The following is a 16,672-nucleotide window of genomic DNA, read 5'->3' on the forward strand; positions in this document are numbered from 1 at the left end:
ATGTGTAGAAGATTCAGTTGTAAGCAACCAACAATATGATAAATTATGTCCCTACTTATTTCTCATAAAACAGGATAAGATAAGAACACTACTATAGCATCCCTATAAACTTAAAAGGAAAAGTTCACATGGTAGTCATCTATTACCAAACTGACTCTCGCATACAATCCAGTGCACTTAATGATGAGAATATGCATCTACTGCAAGATGCGCTATGGATCGATTTACTCGATCCAACAAAAGAAGAGGAAGAACTAGTAGAAACCCAATTAAAAATTGAAATTCCTACCAAAGAAGAGGTTGAAGAAATTGAGCCATCCAGTCGATTGTATGTTGAAAATGATGCTATTTATATGACCGCAACAATGGTTGCACTATCTGATTTACCTGAAGCAAAAACGGATGTAGTTGCTTTTATAGTTACTGAAAAATGTTTAATTACCCTCCGTTATATTGAACTGCATCCCTTTAAATTATTTACTAAAAAATTATTACGCTCCAAAGCAAAGGATTACAATGCAAAAGCTCTATTAATCGGTTTGTTAGATGCGGCTGTGGATAGACTTGCGGATATTTTAGAAAAAATAAGTGGAAAGTTTGATGAAATATCAAAAATTATTTTTCATGCAAAAGGAAATAATCATACAGCGCCTGAAACTAACTATAAACATATATTGCAATACATAGGAACAAATGGTGATCTTGGTACTAAAGCCAGTGAAAGTTTAATATCATTCACACGTTTAATATCCTATTTGGAGCAAGCGAATCACTCAGAGCTCCCTAAAGAGTTAATGACTTATCTCACTATTATCCAAAAAGATATCAACGCTCTTCGAGAACATGCAAGCTTCCTCGCTACTAAATTTAGTTTTTTATTGGATGCCACTCTAGGCATGATTAATATAGAGCAAAATAATACGATTAAAATTTTCTCAGTTGCAGCAGTTATTTTTCTGCCTCCAACTCTTATAGCAAGCATCTATGGGATGAATTTTACTTATATGCCCGAAATACGCTGGTATATAGGTTATCCTCTTGCAATACTCATGATGTTTATTTCCGCATTATTGCCATTCAGTTATTTCAAAAAGAAAAAATGGCTATAAATTTTGACTCAAAGTCAAAAAATTACCTGTATTTTTGCAATGCTTCAATTCGTTTTTCAAGCGGAGGATGGCTTGAAAAAATTGCAAGCCAGCCATCATGACTTGATATTTTCATGGCTTTAAATGCAGGTGCACGATCATCTACTGGTGTTTTATCCATGAGTTGCTGCAAACGTTGTAAAGCTTTTATCATTTTGTCTCTGCCGACGTATTGCGCAGAACCCCTGTCTGCTCGAAACTCGCGATAACGCGAAAACCACATTACAATTATGGAAGCAAGAATTCCAAACAGTAATTCAAAGATAAGAGCGACACCATAATAAACAAAACCACCCTGCACCCCTTCATCATTGTCTCTTCGGAAGAATTGCATCACAAAAAACGCTGCAATACGGGCAAAAAAGATTACAAAGGTATTTACCACACCTTGAATTAAGGTGAGCGTTACCATATCACCATTAGCAACATGAGAAATTTCATGTCCTAAAACACCTTGTACTTCTTCTTCATTCATTGCATTGAGCAATCCAGTTGAAACAGCAACAAGAGCCTTGTTTTTATTCCACCCTGTAGCAAAAGCATTGGGCTCTGGACTATCGTAGATTCCCACATCAGGCATTCCAATATTTCTTTTTTGGGCTAAAGATCTTACTTCGTTCATTAACCACAATTCTGATTCGGTAGTTGGTTTCTCAATGAGTTGAACATTAAAAGCATGAATTGCCATCCATTTAGAAATAAAAAGTGAAATAAATGATCCTGTGAAACCAATAATTGCAGCAAAAATTAACAAGGCTTGATAATTTAAACCATATTGGGTCAAGTATGGGCTAACGTTGAATATACTTAGTATAAAAGAAATGACTAAGATTATAGCCAAGTTTGTAACAAGAAATAAAACAATTCTTTTAAACATAGCGTTATTCCTCTTTTCTTAAACCTTTAATTGTTTTTCCACTTCCTTATCTAATTATAGATTGTTCTATGATTTTGGTAGTTGTTTTTCCACTTAAATAGTTAAATTGGAATGCAGCGATAATACTCTGTTTAAGTGATACGGTGCATTGGCATCAAAATTTAATTTGGAATAATCGTACTAAATGTGCCATATTAACAATCTGTTGTAATTTCATAAACGAAGAGGAGTTTTTTTATGAATTATGTGGATGGATTTGTTGCTGCAGTACCAAAGGCAAATAAAGCACAATATATTGAACATGCAACAAAGGCGGCGGTGGTATTTAAAGAGCATGGTGCCCTAAAACTGGTTGAATGCTGGGGGGATGATGTTCCAGAAGGAAAAATTACTTCTTTTCCAATGGCAGTCAAGTGCAAAGAAGATGAAATAGTCGTTTTTTCCTGGATTCTTTGGCCGTCCAAACAAGTTCGTGAGGAGGGGATGAAAAAAGTCATGGAAGATCCCCGATTAGAACCAAATATTAATCCCATGCCTTTTGATGGCAAGCGTTTGATTTATGGAGGATTTAATATGGTTGTTAATGTTTAACAGGATGAAAAATCTCATAATTTATTTGTTTTTAAATGAAAATTGCAGAGAAGCATCAACTTTTGCCATGCCTGTTCTGATGACCAATACTACTCCTAATAGATTCACTTTTATCCGGAGAATTTAAATGCCTGGTCCCTACAATACACATGTAATAGTGAATGTATTTCGCTCAATTGTTCAGTTAGTATCCCAAAATCCAGAATTATTAAATACTCCCGGGGTTTTTCGAGTCGCGGGAGCAAAAGAAGAAACGCAGAGATTGCTTGATCAGCTTATTAGAGAACAATTTGATGCGGACATTCTAAGTTCTTATGTGATGGAACAAAATAAAGTAGATAGCGAGCGATTTCATAACATTTTAGGAATGATACCTGCTGTTTTTAAAGACAGACAAATATTAGATGCTGCAGATAGCCAGCGTGTCATCTTCTCTAAAAAATTAAAATCTTTATTGAAGGATCAAAAAGAAGAGGATCTGATAAAAGCAGCTCAATTATTCGATGAGTTTATTCGTGATCTATTACTTTCGAAAAGAGTAGATCATCAACGTGCAGGAGAAATCCTTGATCATTACTGCCATTTAATGCATCAAGCGGGTACGTTCCAAGATACCAATCTCATGACGCACAATAATCTAGCTATTATTATGGCGCCCCGTTTAACCGAAGTTTTAGATCTCTTCCCTGGAACAGACTTTTTGGGACTCAGTGGATTTATAAGTCAGTTAACTCCAGTGTTAGAGAATTACATTATGGATGAAAAGTGGAACTATGATTTTAAAGAACGTCATACTGATAAATTGGAGCATTTAGCAAGTACTAGACAGTCTATTCGGGAACAATTGGAACATATGAAAGAAGCCGCCAGGGATGCAGTAACGGTTCCCATGAAAAGTTTGATACAGCAAGCATCAACACTCAAAGTCAGGATTGATGCTGTAGAAAAACAACTTAACGATAATTCCCTTAAAAGAAAAGCAAAGAAAGAATCAAGCAAACAGTTGAAGCAATTAAAAGCAGAAATGAATGAACTTGACCTCAGAATTTCTGAATTAATGCCTCAAATTTCAATGATGAATCGTGGATGTCAAAAAATACAAGAAGAAATCAATCACCTGTCTTTTGCAGAAGATGGAATAAGCTCAGCAAAAGTTAGTCGTGGAGAAAAATCCAGTGATTCAAATCTAGCCCGATTCAGCATTTTTGAGTCTGGAGGCAGCATGGACGCATCTACTTTTTTATTTCCAATTACAAAAGAAGATGAAATCGCTGAAAACGAAGAAACTGATTATGAGAATCAGTTTGTTGCTCACGTTTAGGAGTTCAAAGAAAAATTGTATTTATCTCTCAAGCCAATAAGGCTTGAGAGCTTTGGGTTTTACTGGATACTAGAGCTCAAGGCCCCTAATATCCAGAAGCCTTTATTAATCCCCTTTCTAAGGACCACCACCACGCAGCAGCAATACAAGAATCAAAATTACAAGAATTAAGCCTACACCGCCGCTAGGATAATATCCCCATCCGCTACTATAAGGCCAAGTGGGAAGTACTGCGAGCAAAAGAACAATTAAGACAATTAATAAAATTAAGTCCATAGTAAATTCCCTTTTTTTAAATGATCGTGTTCTAAATATAGATTATAATTTTACAATTGGCTTTTTTTTTAATCGAAACCAGCTTAGTCCACCTTAAAAAATCATAGAACGTCTAGAAACGATTTATTCCAAGATCAATTTGATTTACTATACATTCGCCTCGCAGGAGGTCTGTGAAAAATATTGAATTATTTATATTTTTATTTATTTTTCATAGTTCAAATTGATATTTCCAAATATTATTTAAGGGGTTCTAAATGCGTAAATTATTGATATCATTTTTGTCTATCCTATTTACAATATCCTATGCAACTCTAGCTAATAGTTATGGTGTTCACGAAGACCATCCCTATGATTTTGTAGTTACAAAAGATGTTTATAAATTTTCTGAAATTTATCAGATTAAATCCCCCCAAAAAGAAACCTATCCTGGATCAGTAAAAAAGAGCTCATTTCGTATCCGAACAAATTATGATTTATCCAATAAAGATGGATGGCAGGCAACGGGTATTACACGAATCATTTCCTTAGGTTCCCTATATCCTTGGGCCAAAGAGATTGATATTTATGATACTCGAGGCGTGCAAATTGGCTTTATTGATGGAAATTTAGCAACTCTTGAATCTGCAAAATTTACTATTTATGACTACGATGAAGCAGGAAAAGCGACTGAAATTGGCGTTGCTTATGCAAATCCAAGCTTTGATCGATTTGTTATTTTATCATCAACTAACAACCCCCACCCAATTGCAGAATTCAATCGAAACTTTGACGACAAAAGCTGGAATGCTTCTGTGCATTATCCTGAAAAAATTGATGACCGCATCGTTCGAATTTTTGCCGGTTTTGTGATTGATTATGAAGATAAGTTTTTAGCAAATCCAGAAGACTCAGACGAAGATGAGTTCCCTTATCAAAGCACACATTAAAGTGATTCCTAAGTTTGGGTAAAATGACCAGAGGGATCGTCAGTTTTTTGATAAGAAACCCCCACTAATTTTCGCCTACGTACCGCGCTTTAAGCGCGGTACGTAGAGGAGTTTAAGCAGTACGTAGTGAAATTTAAGCAGTACGTAGTGAATTTAAGTGGTACGTAGTGAAATTTAAAATGAAAAACTGACGATCCCTCTGGTCATTTTACCCATCCTTGTCCTAATTAAAAACATCAACTAAACGCTGTCACGCTCCAAATCGCTACATCAATGACATTGAAGCATTTCCAACTGCATTTTTGTCAATAGCATCCAGATGCGCGAGATCCCTGTTAAGGTCATCGCCTTTTTGTTTTATAATTTTGTCCATTTCTTTTACAAAGTTATGTACATCGGCCAGAATAAAATGACGCTTCTTATGTTTTACATAACTAAGATACTGCAAAGCGATTTCTACACATTTCTCCGGAGTGTATATTTTATTACCATCCAGTCCTTCTTGATATATTTGCCTCAACGCCTTAGCTACTTTTGGGCCACTCTGTTTCCCTTCAGAAATATAACGAGCAATTTCTTGAGGATATGTTTTTTGCAATGATTCTTCGGATTTTTTAAACAAAGTATGATGGGAAAATTTACTTAGAGAGCTCATTTGAACTTGTTTCGAGATGAGTTCTTTACCAGATGAATCTTCAGAGGACAATTCTTTGCTTTCCAGGCTCATTGGTTTGTCTGCTAAAAATTTGGGGGTACACTCGATAAACGCAGAAAGAAAATTGCCAAGTAGTAGTCTCCAAGAAGAATCAGACCCTAATTTCATAATTAATTTACCAGCAAGTTGAAAGACTGACTCAATTGCTTTTTCTTTCATGGCATAACTCGGGTTAGCATAAATTAAATCCATTTCTTTCATCAAAGTGGATAGCAGATCATGTTCCATCTTATCCTTTTCCAATGCAATCTTAGAATGCATCATACGGAGTTCATCAAGTAGTTCGAAAAGCTTTGTCTCATTGGCTGTTAATTTTGTTGTGAATATTGAATCAGGAATTGTAGAAGTCCAATGAATATCACTTTGATTATTCAAAATCATATCCGGGCTTCTGGATTGAAAAAAGGGACTGCTGCCATTTCTATGAATATGTAATACGAACTCAGTATCGTAAAATGTATCAATAGTTCCTTTTTCGTTTCGCACCATGCGCTCACCTTGTAGTGCTCGATGTAAAACGAGGAGTGTTTCTTCTGAGCCCCATACATATTCTTTTTGCAGATGCTCTTTATACAGATTCAAATATTTTTCATTATCTGATAAAAAGAAGTGAACTGTTTCATCTCTTAAAATATGATCTAAAAGCTTTTCTTTATAAACCTTAATCTCTTTTTCAGTAAACGGTTTCTCTTCTTTTTTGAGTTCTTCTTCCTTGATGGCCCACAGGCGTTTAAATTCCTCTATAACATGTGGCACTCTTCCAATTGCATGCTCTGTCATCGCAAGATCGGTGCCACTCATCTTATATATTTCAGCTGCCGTGTAATCCGGATTAGTAAATCCATGATCAATAAGCTCATACAGTTCTGAACCATTCTCCCGTAGTGCTTGTCGGAAACAAAACTCCAAACCATATTTCGCTGAAGTAAATAATGGGGAGTCATGAGGAGACAGTTTAAACTCTCGCAGTGTATATTCAGCAGCCAAATCCCGAGTGGCTTTTCCAAGAATAGGTTCAATAATGGTTTTGATTTCCCGAGATGTAAATTGATAATTTGGGTTCTTAGACACTAATGCTCGCAACAGAACTTTATCATCTTCTTTAAGCTTTAACTTGTTAAAAATATTTTCTGTAGTATCAGGAGCATTTTTAGCCCGTAAATAATACATTAAAGAAATGCTATAAGCGTAGTACATACAATTGCCTTTACCACTATTATCTACATCAAACATATTGACTCCTTTTTTTGTTTTTATATTCCTCGACATTCTTATGTAAACTTTACATTGGCAGTTTATAAATTATGATTTGGATCGGTTTATAAAAGAGAACGCTATTTAAATCTAAACTATTTTCTTTATTGCTAATGGATTCTTAATCCTCTGCATCAAGTACAGAATGGTTTTATGATTGGATAGATTATCCTTTTGTATGATGGGAACGAAACACATTGACATAACATTAGTCCTTTAGTTTTTATTTCGCTTAACTTGTAATCTATACGATCAAAATGGCATGCGCAATACTTTTATACCATTATCAGTTCAAAAAGTATTAATTATGGTAGTCATTGATTTTTATGAGAATTTTTTGACCGACCCATTAGGTTAGAATGGACAAAATAACCTTCCATTTTGCTGGGCAGTTAAGGCCAAAGGATTGTCAGTTCTGGTTAGACCTTTGATCTATTACCCTTTACTACTCCGCCCCACGGCTTAACCGCCCAGCAATGGATGGATTTTCTTTTGTCCCTAAAAAGAAGGCTTACACTCAGGATGAGCCTCTGCATAGGAAGGAATATTTTCCTTATTTATTGTTTTATCCTTAGAATAGATTATATTTAAATTTCTTCGATCCGTTTGTTTCCCTTCAAGGTTCACTAAATAGGCTTCCATATTATAAATATGTAACGTGACGCTCACCCCTTCTCCTAAAGCTTTTCTTCGCTTGAGTTGATGGACAAATACTCCGCTTAAGTCATCGCGATTGCTGTGGAATTGATAACGATCAACACGATTCACAAGTTGCGCAGAGCATTCACTAGTAGGTTGGTAGTATTTCTCGGATACAGGCCCCTCTAGAACAGTAACAGTGCCTTTGTATTTGTGGTCATGTATTGTTGTTTTTTGCCTCGGTGCAAATGCAAATACCCATATGGAGAAAGGATTGGATTTATCAGGATGATCATAAAGAAGATATCGGCCAACACCATTTGGCATCACTGTAGTTGCATCAGCAGGCTTATAGGTACTGTGATCGAGTTTTAGTGTACCCTCTGCAAGTTTCTGAGCTAAAGAAGTTGAAACCGTCTCATAAGTTACTGCATCTAACTCAGTTATTGCTTTGATTATTGTTTCTCTATTTTTTTGTTTTATTCCATCAATTTTTTTAAACATGTCCCTTCCTTACTTAATTATCCCTGCTTAAAGCTCATTAAGATTGATAGTCCCCATGGTTCAAACAGTACTGGGTAGTGATAATCTGCTGGATGACCTGGAACTATCGTCATTGCGATTGTTATTAACCAATAAAGCTTCTGATTTATGCCGACTAAAAAAAAGCGACCTGTTTACCATCTGAGACTTCACCTCACCCACTTTATTAAATAGGATATTAACTATGTGGATTGCTTCATTTAAAATAGTTGATTTTTGCGAGGTGTCAAATGTTTTTAGAGCATCATATAGAGTGATATGAGCTTGCTCTGATAAAGAACTATCGGATAAACGGACCTTTAATGCATGAGTGTAAAAAAGGTTTAACGCCTTAGTGGATTGAAGATCGATGCATTCCATCCTTTTCCTATCATAAAAATTTTTTAAGACAAGCAGGTCATCAAGAGGCAATTCGTCACTTTGGGATTCTATTATTGCTTGCCAAAGGATTTTATCAGCTGAAATTTTTTCATAGAGCATCCTGTCCGTAACATCCGCCTCTTTTTTATCAGTTTGTGCCACAAAATTATCCATCTCCATTAAAGAACCGTTACTTTTTTCTAATATGAGAAGGCTTTCGTCCATTTGCTTCAGTCCCAACTCAAGACTGTACCGACGTTGCAAGCTTCTAAAGTCATCCTGAATTTGATTTAAGACCGATGCAAGCTCCTTCTGCAAAAATTCTGGCAGATTTTCAAAAAGATTATTTAGTTTATCCACTACGACTCTCTTTGTAGCAAATTGAGATATGGATGACGATTCACTAACTAAAGTTAAAAATAAAGTATAATCTTCATGACATTTTCGTAACTTAACAATGTAATCATTTATTTTCTCTTGATAGAGTATTTCGTATTCTTCAGTTAGAGCCTGATTCATACGCGCCCAAAGTTCAGGATTTTTCAGAACTATTCCGATGAGAAAACTCGAACTTATAAATTCCATTTCATTGAGACAAACCCGTGCAAGTTGTGTCCCCGACATTAAGAAAAGCATATCGTGCATCTCTTGCAGAAACATATGATGAACCGCATTCAGATCAAGTAGGTATGTTTTTAAAGCATCAAACAAAAAATGGATGGAAGATCCACTGGCGAGCATTGTAGTGGTTTGGGTGCTTTGCAGCACTCTAATAGTAATAATGGCGTTAAAACCCATGGTTAATACTGTTTCAACAAGTTCCCAGTACGGCTTTTTGTAAGAAATACGTGACTCTGCATAAGAGGAGCATGGTTTTAAATCCATGTCTAAAGTAAACTGCTTCCGAAAAGAATCGCTTATTGATAAAGATTGCGTCTGATCCTCTACATAAGCGCACTGGTCTAAGTGTTCTACTTGACGCAATAAGGCCTCCATAAAAAAATTATATTGTTCGACTAATTTAGTGCGATCAATACTGTTAAAATCAAAAATACTGCGTTCATCAGATAAAGAAAGTATACTCAGCCAAATACTCATTTGCTGATTAAAAGGAATAACGCTATTCACGGGTAATCCAATAGCCGTTGGTATGCTTTCTGCATATATAATTTGTGGTAAATCCGATTCCGCTTCAGTAACTGGAAAATCCTGAAGAACGGTCATCTTTTCTAATCGATTAAATAAAATATGCGCCAAATCTCGTGCAAATTGCTGCTCTTCCTCACCAAAATTGATTTTTTCAAAAGACTTAATACATAAATATTTAGCTAACTCTAATTTAGTCTTGTTATCAACTAAATCGACTGGGAGTTGTCTTAAAACAGAGTTAATCATCTCAACAAACAATATTTCATCTACTTTTTTTTGTAATAGACTCGCCTGTTCAGCAATGGCCGGGAACAATCCTTTTATTTTTTTGTAATTGAGAAAATACCCTTTGGTGTATCCTTTATGATTGAACCATCCTTGATACTCTAATGGATTCAAAAGATTTTCATTATTCTTTTTATGGCCGTAATAACGGAATGCGGCTCCCCAATCAATACGAGCAAACTGAATAAACATCATTTCAACTGCTGACAGGACATCCAAGCAAACCACATTCCCACTGTGCACGCTATGATCGCCTAGGAGCAAAGAAAACATCAATACAATCGCAAGACCAAAGTATGATTTTAATTGGGTGAGTAGTAAGTAGGATTGGGGACCGTAAAACATTTCCACTAAAGGATCTCTATCAGAACCATCTCGATAGCCTGTGCCAATGATTTTATATAATTCTTGAAAGTCGATTTTAGGCTGAATCAGCCCGTAACTGCCGTCTTCAAATTGAATCAGTTGAGCACAAATGAATGATGCATGATATATTTTATCAATCAACTCGCGACGGATACATTCTTGAAGCAATAAACCTGCAAACAATTCTGTGAACAATTCTCTAGGGTCTTTAGGTTTTTTTATAAAATATTCCATTCCGTCCGAATCACGATAAAAGCCATCTACTTCCCCTTGATTTTTACCGCTGTTCTTATTTTTAAATTTAGTTAATACCTTACCTTTATAAATTAGCATCCCTAACTCGAACGAAGACTCATACAAATCATTTTTATCATTTATCAAACGTTTGAGAAAGTTTTATAACACCATGATCTTAAATAAATATGATGTAATTTAAGTGAAAGAAAAAAGTGTTTTTTGTGTTCTATAAATTTATTGCGTTAAAAACTGATTTCGCAATTTGGATGTCTTGCACGGCAAGGCCAGTTAAGTCTGCAATTGTAATCTGTGAATCATTGGTTCTACCCTCCTTTACCCCGGATATAACCTGGCCCAATTCAATTAAGTTTCTTTCATTAATTATTTTTTTATGGATAGCATGCGATATATCTCCGCGTTCAATACATTGTTTTATACTATCTGCAACGATAACATCTGCATTTTTAAAAATATTTTCATCCAGTTCTTGTTTTTTGGGAGTATCCGCTCCAACTGCGGTGACATGAGTCCCTTTTTTTATTTGATGTGCAAATAAAAGCGGTGAGGTAGAAGGTGTAGTGGTGATTATGAAATTGCAAGATGATACTACCTCTGCAATTGTTTCCGTAGTTTTTACTTGAAAGCCGCTAAGTTCCATTTCAGTCTTGAATTCAATAAGGTTCGATCTGTTTCTTCCAGATACCACAACTTCTCTACAGTGAACAATATTTTTCAAATAGTATAATTGCAATTTAGCTTGAGTACCTGTTCCAATAATACCAATTTTGTTAACGCGACGTGGGGCAAAATATTTCGCTACAATAGCGCCAGCTGCTGCTGTTCTTAAATCAGTAAGATAGCCTTCATCCAGCAAAATACCACAAAGAATCCCTGTTTTTTGACTAAAAATCAGCATCAGTCCATAGCTCGAAGGTAAATGTAATTTGGGATTCTCATAAAACCCCGAGGCCACTTTAATAACATAATAGTCTTCACCCAGAACATACCCATATTTAATATGAACATCTCCAGGAGGATTATTGAAAAGAAGTTCACCAACTGGTGGTAAAACAGTTTCTCCATTGGAATATACGATAAATCCTTGTTCTACAGCAGGAATAATATCGATTTTTTCCAAAATTTTTTTAATTTGCTCAAGGTAAATTATCTTCATTTTTATTGAACCAGAATTTTTTAGAGATACGACAGTGGATTGTTTTTTTATTCATTATAGTCTAAATTAGACTTATATGTAAAATATTTACTGTGGGGATAAAATTATAAGTTGAAAAAAATACGGAACCGAGAATTCTGTATCCTAAGGTATCGTCAGTTTGGATAAGAAACCTCCACTAATTTTTTTCGCCTACGTACTGCGCTTTATGCGCGCTATCCAGGAGTCTTTAAAAAAATTCAGCAGTATCTTAAAATATCGCTCTGGATACCACGCATAAGCGCGGTAAGTAGAGAGATTTAAATTAACAAGTCGACGATACCTCAAGTCACTATATCCATATGAGCATAAGAACCAAGCACGATGATTAATAAAGAAAAATGGGATAAATTAACCGAGTTAATGGTTCAACTTCATATTAGGAGTGATGATCTCATCGAAAAATTTATTGTGGGTAGTGGGAAAGGAGGTCAGAAACTCCATAAAACCGCCTCGACAGTTTATTTGAAACATATCCCTTCCGGTTTGGAAATAAAATGTCAGGAGTCTAGAAGCCGCGAAGACAATCGATATTTTGCAAGAATACGGCTTTGTGAAAAATTACATTCAGCCGTGAGTGAGGAAAAAACAAAAGAACAACAAAAAATTGAAAAATTAAAACGCCAAAAGAAAAGACGATCAAGGCGAGCTAAGCAGAAAATTTTAGAAGAAAAATCCAGACAAAGCAAAATAAAAGTACTAAGAAAAAAAAAAACCTGAATCCTGCGAATAACCCTTTACTTACTCTTTGCCCAAATTCAAGGATGAATGTATCAAGCCATGGTATTCCAAGAAAACTTGACACGATTGGTAAAATCCCATAATTAGTATATATTTTATAAATATTGTATTATTTTTAATCAAGTCGCATTTGGAAATGGAGTTCGAAATGGGATACCGAGACGGATTAAAATTCCAATTTACAAAAATGGATGCATTGCACGCTCTAAGTCAACCTGTTTCTTCCTTGCTTGGAGTTTCAACTCAAACAGAACAAACCTTAAATAAATTAGGTATTAAAACGATTTACGATTTAGCAACAAGCCCTTTATTCCAGATTGCTCATGATATTGCTGCTGCAGCAAATGGAGTGGGAAACTCAATCGTTGCTCGTGCAGGAAAGATTTCTTCGAGTTTTATCACGGCAGACTCACCACAAACTCCAGATGCTTTAGTTGGAGAAAAAATTAGTGTCTTTAGAGATATTGGCACTGTGCTTGTTTCTGAAATAGAAACAAACTTGCAAGTTGAAACCGTTGGTGATTTGGGTCGATGGCCTCCATTCTGTGCCGCTCAAGTTATATTAAGTGTTGGAGTTCCGGACCTAAATCAGGAGGGAGAAGAAAAGGGAAGTGAATTAGTTCCGCGCCTAGGCGAATATCCGACTGAACGGCATTTTTATCGTTCGGTAGTTATCGATCAGGTTACACCGCAACAAACAACTGATTTAAAAACGGCAGGTGCTATTGACATCTCTCCCACTGTTTCCTCTGATTTTGGTTTTAAAGCTCCGGCGGTAGGAGCGATATTAACCTTTGCCCAATCTTGGTTTGCCCAAGGAGTAACTTTAGGTAATTTATTACATAGCGTTGCACTGGCACCCGGTGAAAGCACTCGTATTGCAGTCATGGACTGGTCACGACAAGTCAAAGCATCCGGACAAGAAACGATTGCAGAATCGGAAAAACTAACTAATACGACTACTCACAATCGCGCGATTAGTGAAGTGCAGGATGCAGTAGCCACAGAAGTTCAAACAGGCTTTTCAAAAACGAGTGGTAGCTCAACTACTTCAGCAGGTGGTGGCGGTTTGGGATTAAGCTTAGGCCCCTTAACTTTAGGCGGAAGTGGCTCTTCCGCTACTTCAAGCTCCAATGCTGAAAGCTTTTCAACTTCATCAGGTACCCGTAATCTGGCTGCAACTATGAATCAACGAGTTGCAGATTCAACACAACAAGCTGCATCCTCAGTACGCGATCGTCGGGCCTCAATCGTTAAAGAAGTTTCCGAAGAGGAACATCAAACAGTATCTACTCGCATTATCGCTAACTACAATCATATGCATGCCTTAACAATTCAATACTTTGAGGTCATCGAAATTTACCGGGTTAATGTGCAATTACAGCAAGTGGAACGTTGTCTTTTTGTCCCCATGAAATTAATTAAATTTGATGAAGCAACAATTAAACGCTACCAAGGGATCCTTGCCAATGCAGCCATAAACCAGCGCGCAAAAGAATTATTAAATAGAGAATTCGGTTCTGTAATTATTCAACCCGTCCTACCCCTTCGTCCAACACGTTCCGTGTTCGATCGCGTAGCAGTGCTTGATCGAATGGCTGCACTAAACGTTTCTGCGCGATCGTCTACGAATGCAACAAACGCTACAGAGGTTGGGGAGAATGCTCCCTCAGCTGCGACAACAGAGCCTGCAGCCCCACCCGCAGCTACTCTAACAAGTGGACCTTATTGGATAAATGATGAATTAATACGAGCCTCACGTATTACTCTGGCGGGCATCACAAAGCCAGGAACAAACAATATCTCGCTACCCGGTGAAACTGTATTTTATGGAATTTCACTGGATCTTACAGCTCAAAATCGTTCATCTATTTCCATTACCGCAGTTAATGTAGATTTGCAATCCGGTAACCTAATTAAATTAAACAGTATCAGTCCGATTACCTGGATTTCTACTGAATCGATTCCAATTCAAGAATTAGCTGCAATTAGGATTACGTCGGCGAATACAAGTTACTTAACAGGAAGGTTAACTCTGCAGCTCAGTTACAACAGTGCAAAGTTTCCTATTAGTTTACCTGTTGAAGTGAGCCCTAATGCAGTAGAGTTACAACTTTGTCGCTTTTTAGTCAACCAAAGTGATGAAACAGAATTAGAAATGCACCTGGAGAAAAACCGGTTGCATTACAGTCAAGCGATTTGGCGTGCATTGGATCCTTCACAAATTTCCTTGCTTTTATCAGCATATACTTTTGAAGGTAAACCAATTGGGGATTTAATTGATCCAAATCCTATCATGGTGGCAGGTAATTACTTAGTATTTCGCATGCCCAGCTTTATCACGGCTGTGGGTATTGAAGATACTGTATCGGATACAGAAGATGAGGCTCATAAAAAATGGCGGGGTTGGTTAAAAGATCGTGGCTTAATATTAGGTGCGAATACAGCAGTCGAACAACTTATTCCTATTCCAACAGGTGGTGTCTTTGCTGAAGCAGTACTGGGTCGTTCTAATTGCGCGGAACGCCTTGATGCCACTCGCTTCTGGAATTGGCAAGATTCACCTATACCGCTACAACCACCCGAAATTGCAGCAATTCAAATGGAATCTCGTGCTCAACCAGTTGATGCTACCCCTGGCCAACTGGGGGCACCTGTTCTAAATATTATGAATCCTACGACACTTCCTGATCCAACGGGTGTCGGAGCCATATTAAATGCTGTTCAAAATGGCAACATGTTCCGTGATATGGCGGGACTTGCATCCACTGCCGCATTAGCCCAGGCTTTAGGAAGCAACTCAACCAGCGCAGGCATTGAGGCAGGGAGACAAGCAGCAGCTAATTTAGCTGTCGCAGCCCAAAAAGACATTGAAGAAAAGAAAATTGCTGCGCAACTAGCCCTGGCTGCAATGGGATTACCTTCAGCGAATGCTGGCTCAACTAAAAATATCTCTGAGGGCGGTGCCTTATTAAATACTGCTACAGAGATGGATAAGCGCTCACCAAGATCAGCACCTTCTAACTCTCCGAATGTAGGCGGTAGCGGTTCAATAGAGGATTCGGGTGATGACTTAGGAGGAACCAATGGTCCGATGATGCCAGGGGTCCCCGAGGATGTACAAAATCTATTCGGCAGTCCCAGTCGAGCTGATGAAGTGCTTTCCAAAATGAATTGGGGAAGTCTGGGACAATCAGGAGCTTCAATTGTTCCAGCCAGTTACGCGGACAAGGGAGGTGGCAGCGGCAGTGGCAGTTCTGCTACTACAGTGATTAGCTACGAATTGGCTTGCTATGCTAAATTCCCTAAACCATGGGCCAATGAAGCAGATGAAGTTCAAGGTTTAGCAAATGACACATGGCTTCCTTCAGAAGAAGAGTTTGATATCATTAGTCCTGCTGCCACCAGTGCAAATAATCAAGCCACGAAACCTTTTGGCCAAGTCATGGCTTCACTCGAAGATCTCATCACTACAGTGACCTATTTTGCACCCAAAGTGCCTGGCTTTGGAACATCGTATTCATCCAAAGTGCTAAGGCTTAATCTTTTCTTGTATGCACAAAGTGACAATGTAGGATTTGAAGGAATTTTAACCACTAACGGTAAATGGCAGTCCACTCTTGGTACTGATATTAAATCAGCAGGCTTAGATTCAGCCCTAATAACTGCCATTAGTAAAAAGGCTGCCACTAAAACATTATTGGCCAAACTCAAAAAGGCTTGGACTCCCTCTACTGAAATCTGGCTTTATACCTGCTCTGCTGTTGTTAGCGATGCATTTGGGAAGAAGTTGGCAAAATTACTTGGGGCAAGAATTCGAGCATTTGATGAACCATTTTGGGTATTACCTACTTTTGATACCACCCAACAAAAAGTCTTAACCCGAGATGAGTTTGGCATAGGCGCTGATTTTACAAGTGCCTCAGCTACCAGGACCAAAGACCTGCACAGTTTAGATGCCTTATCAAAAAGGACATTTAGACCATAACGTCCATTAGGCTTCCAAACAAAGTTTAATGGACATGCAT

At 37.3% G+C, this 16,672-nt stretch carries 12 protein-coding genes; 6 read left to right on the forward strand and 6 right to left on the reverse strand.

The window, feature by feature from the left end:
* Positions 1-128: 128 nt before the first annotated feature.
* Positions 129-1,109, forward strand: a complete 981-nt coding sequence (gene corA / locus LXO92_RS14285; protein WP_182350205.1) for a magnesium/cobalt transporter CorA — start codon at positions 129-131, stop codon at positions 1,107-1,109.
* Positions 1,110-1,131: 22 nt separating this feature from the next.
* Here corA and htpX read toward each other — a convergent pair whose 3' ends face one another.
* Positions 1,132-2,025: a protease HtpX gene (gene htpX / locus LXO92_RS14290; protein WP_182350206.1), complete on the reverse strand. Its 894-nt coding sequence runs from the start codon at positions 2,023-2,025 to the stop codon at positions 1,132-1,134.
* A 237-nt stretch (positions 2,026-2,262) separates the two neighbouring features.
* On the opposite strand from htpX, the gene LXO92_RS14295 reads away from it, so the two are divergent.
* Together LXO92_RS14295 and LXO92_RS14300 are read left to right on the forward strand one after the other, a co-directional pair.
* Entirely contained in the window at positions 2,263-2,616 is a 354-nt protein-coding gene (locus LXO92_RS14295; RefSeq protein ID WP_182350207.1) for a DUF1428 domain-containing protein, read from the forward strand.
* 127 nt (positions 2,617-2,743) lie between these two features.
* Positions 2,744-3,937 (forward strand): RhoGAP domain-containing protein, encoded by a 1,194-nt coding sequence (locus LXO92_RS14300; protein WP_182350208.1) that lies wholly within the window; start codon positions 2,744-2,746, stop codon positions 3,935-3,937.
* A 117-nt stretch (positions 3,938-4,054) separates the two neighbouring features.
* Here LXO92_RS14300 and LXO92_RS14305 read toward each other — a convergent pair whose 3' ends face one another.
* Complete coding sequence (locus LXO92_RS14305; RefSeq protein WP_182350209.1) at positions 4,055-4,213, reverse strand: DUF3309 family protein; 159 nt, start codon at positions 4,211-4,213, stop codon at positions 4,055-4,057.
* Positions 4,214-4,470: 257 nt separating this feature from the next.
* On the opposite strand from LXO92_RS14305, the gene LXO92_RS14310 reads away from it, so the two are divergent.
* Positions 4,471-5,142 carry a hypothetical protein gene (locus LXO92_RS14310; RefSeq protein ID WP_182350210.1) on the forward strand — a complete coding sequence of 224 codons (672 nt, stop codon included), beginning with the start codon at positions 4,471-4,473 and terminating at the stop codon, positions 5,140-5,142.
* 265 nt (positions 5,143-5,407) lie between these two features.
* Here LXO92_RS14310 and LXO92_RS14315 read toward each other — a convergent pair whose 3' ends face one another.
* The 4 genes from LXO92_RS14315 to LXO92_RS14330 form a co-directional block, all read right to left on the reverse strand.
* Positions 5,408-7,090: a hypothetical protein gene (locus LXO92_RS14315; RefSeq protein WP_232891202.1), complete on the reverse strand. Its 1,683-nt coding sequence runs from the start codon at positions 7,088-7,090 to the stop codon at positions 5,408-5,410.
* Positions 7,091-7,609: 519 nt separating this feature from the next.
* Positions 7,610-8,254, reverse strand: coding sequence for a cupin domain-containing protein (locus LXO92_RS14320; protein ID WP_232891203.1), 645 nt, complete (start codon positions 8,252-8,254; stop codon positions 7,610-7,612).
* 60 nt (positions 8,255-8,314) lie between these two features.
* The gene (locus LXO92_RS14325) at positions 8,315-10,786 is read right to left on the reverse strand and encodes a LepB GTPase-activating domain-containing protein (RefSeq protein ID WP_232891204.1); all 2,472 of its coding nucleotides are present in this window, start codon (positions 10,784-10,786) and stop codon (positions 8,315-8,317) included.
* A 130-nt stretch (positions 10,787-10,916) separates the two neighbouring features.
* Positions 10,917-11,864, reverse strand: coding sequence for a Rossmann-fold NAD(P)-binding domain-containing protein (locus LXO92_RS14330; RefSeq protein WP_232891205.1), 948 nt, complete (start codon positions 11,862-11,864; stop codon positions 10,917-10,919).
* 363 nt (positions 11,865-12,227) lie between these two features.
* Here LXO92_RS14330 and LXO92_RS14335 point away from each other — a divergent pair, with 363 nt between their 5' ends.
* Together LXO92_RS14335 and LXO92_RS14340 are read left to right on the forward strand one after the other, a co-directional pair.
* The gene (locus tag LXO92_RS14335; RefSeq protein WP_232891206.1) at positions 12,228-12,623 is read left to right on the forward strand and encodes a peptide chain release factor family protein; all 396 of its coding nucleotides are present in this window, start codon (positions 12,228-12,230) and stop codon (positions 12,621-12,623) included.
* Positions 12,624-12,792: 169 nt separating this feature from the next.
* Positions 12,793-16,632 (forward strand): hypothetical protein, encoded by a 3,840-nt coding sequence (locus LXO92_RS14340; RefSeq protein ID WP_232891207.1) that lies wholly within the window; start codon positions 12,793-12,795, stop codon positions 16,630-16,632.
* Positions 16,633-16,672: the final 40 nt, after the last annotated feature.

It is taken from the genome of Legionella resiliens (genome assembly GCF_021344005.1).
GTDB classification, from domain to species: Bacteria; Pseudomonadota; Gammaproteobacteria; order Legionellales; family Legionellaceae; genus Legionella; species Legionella resiliens.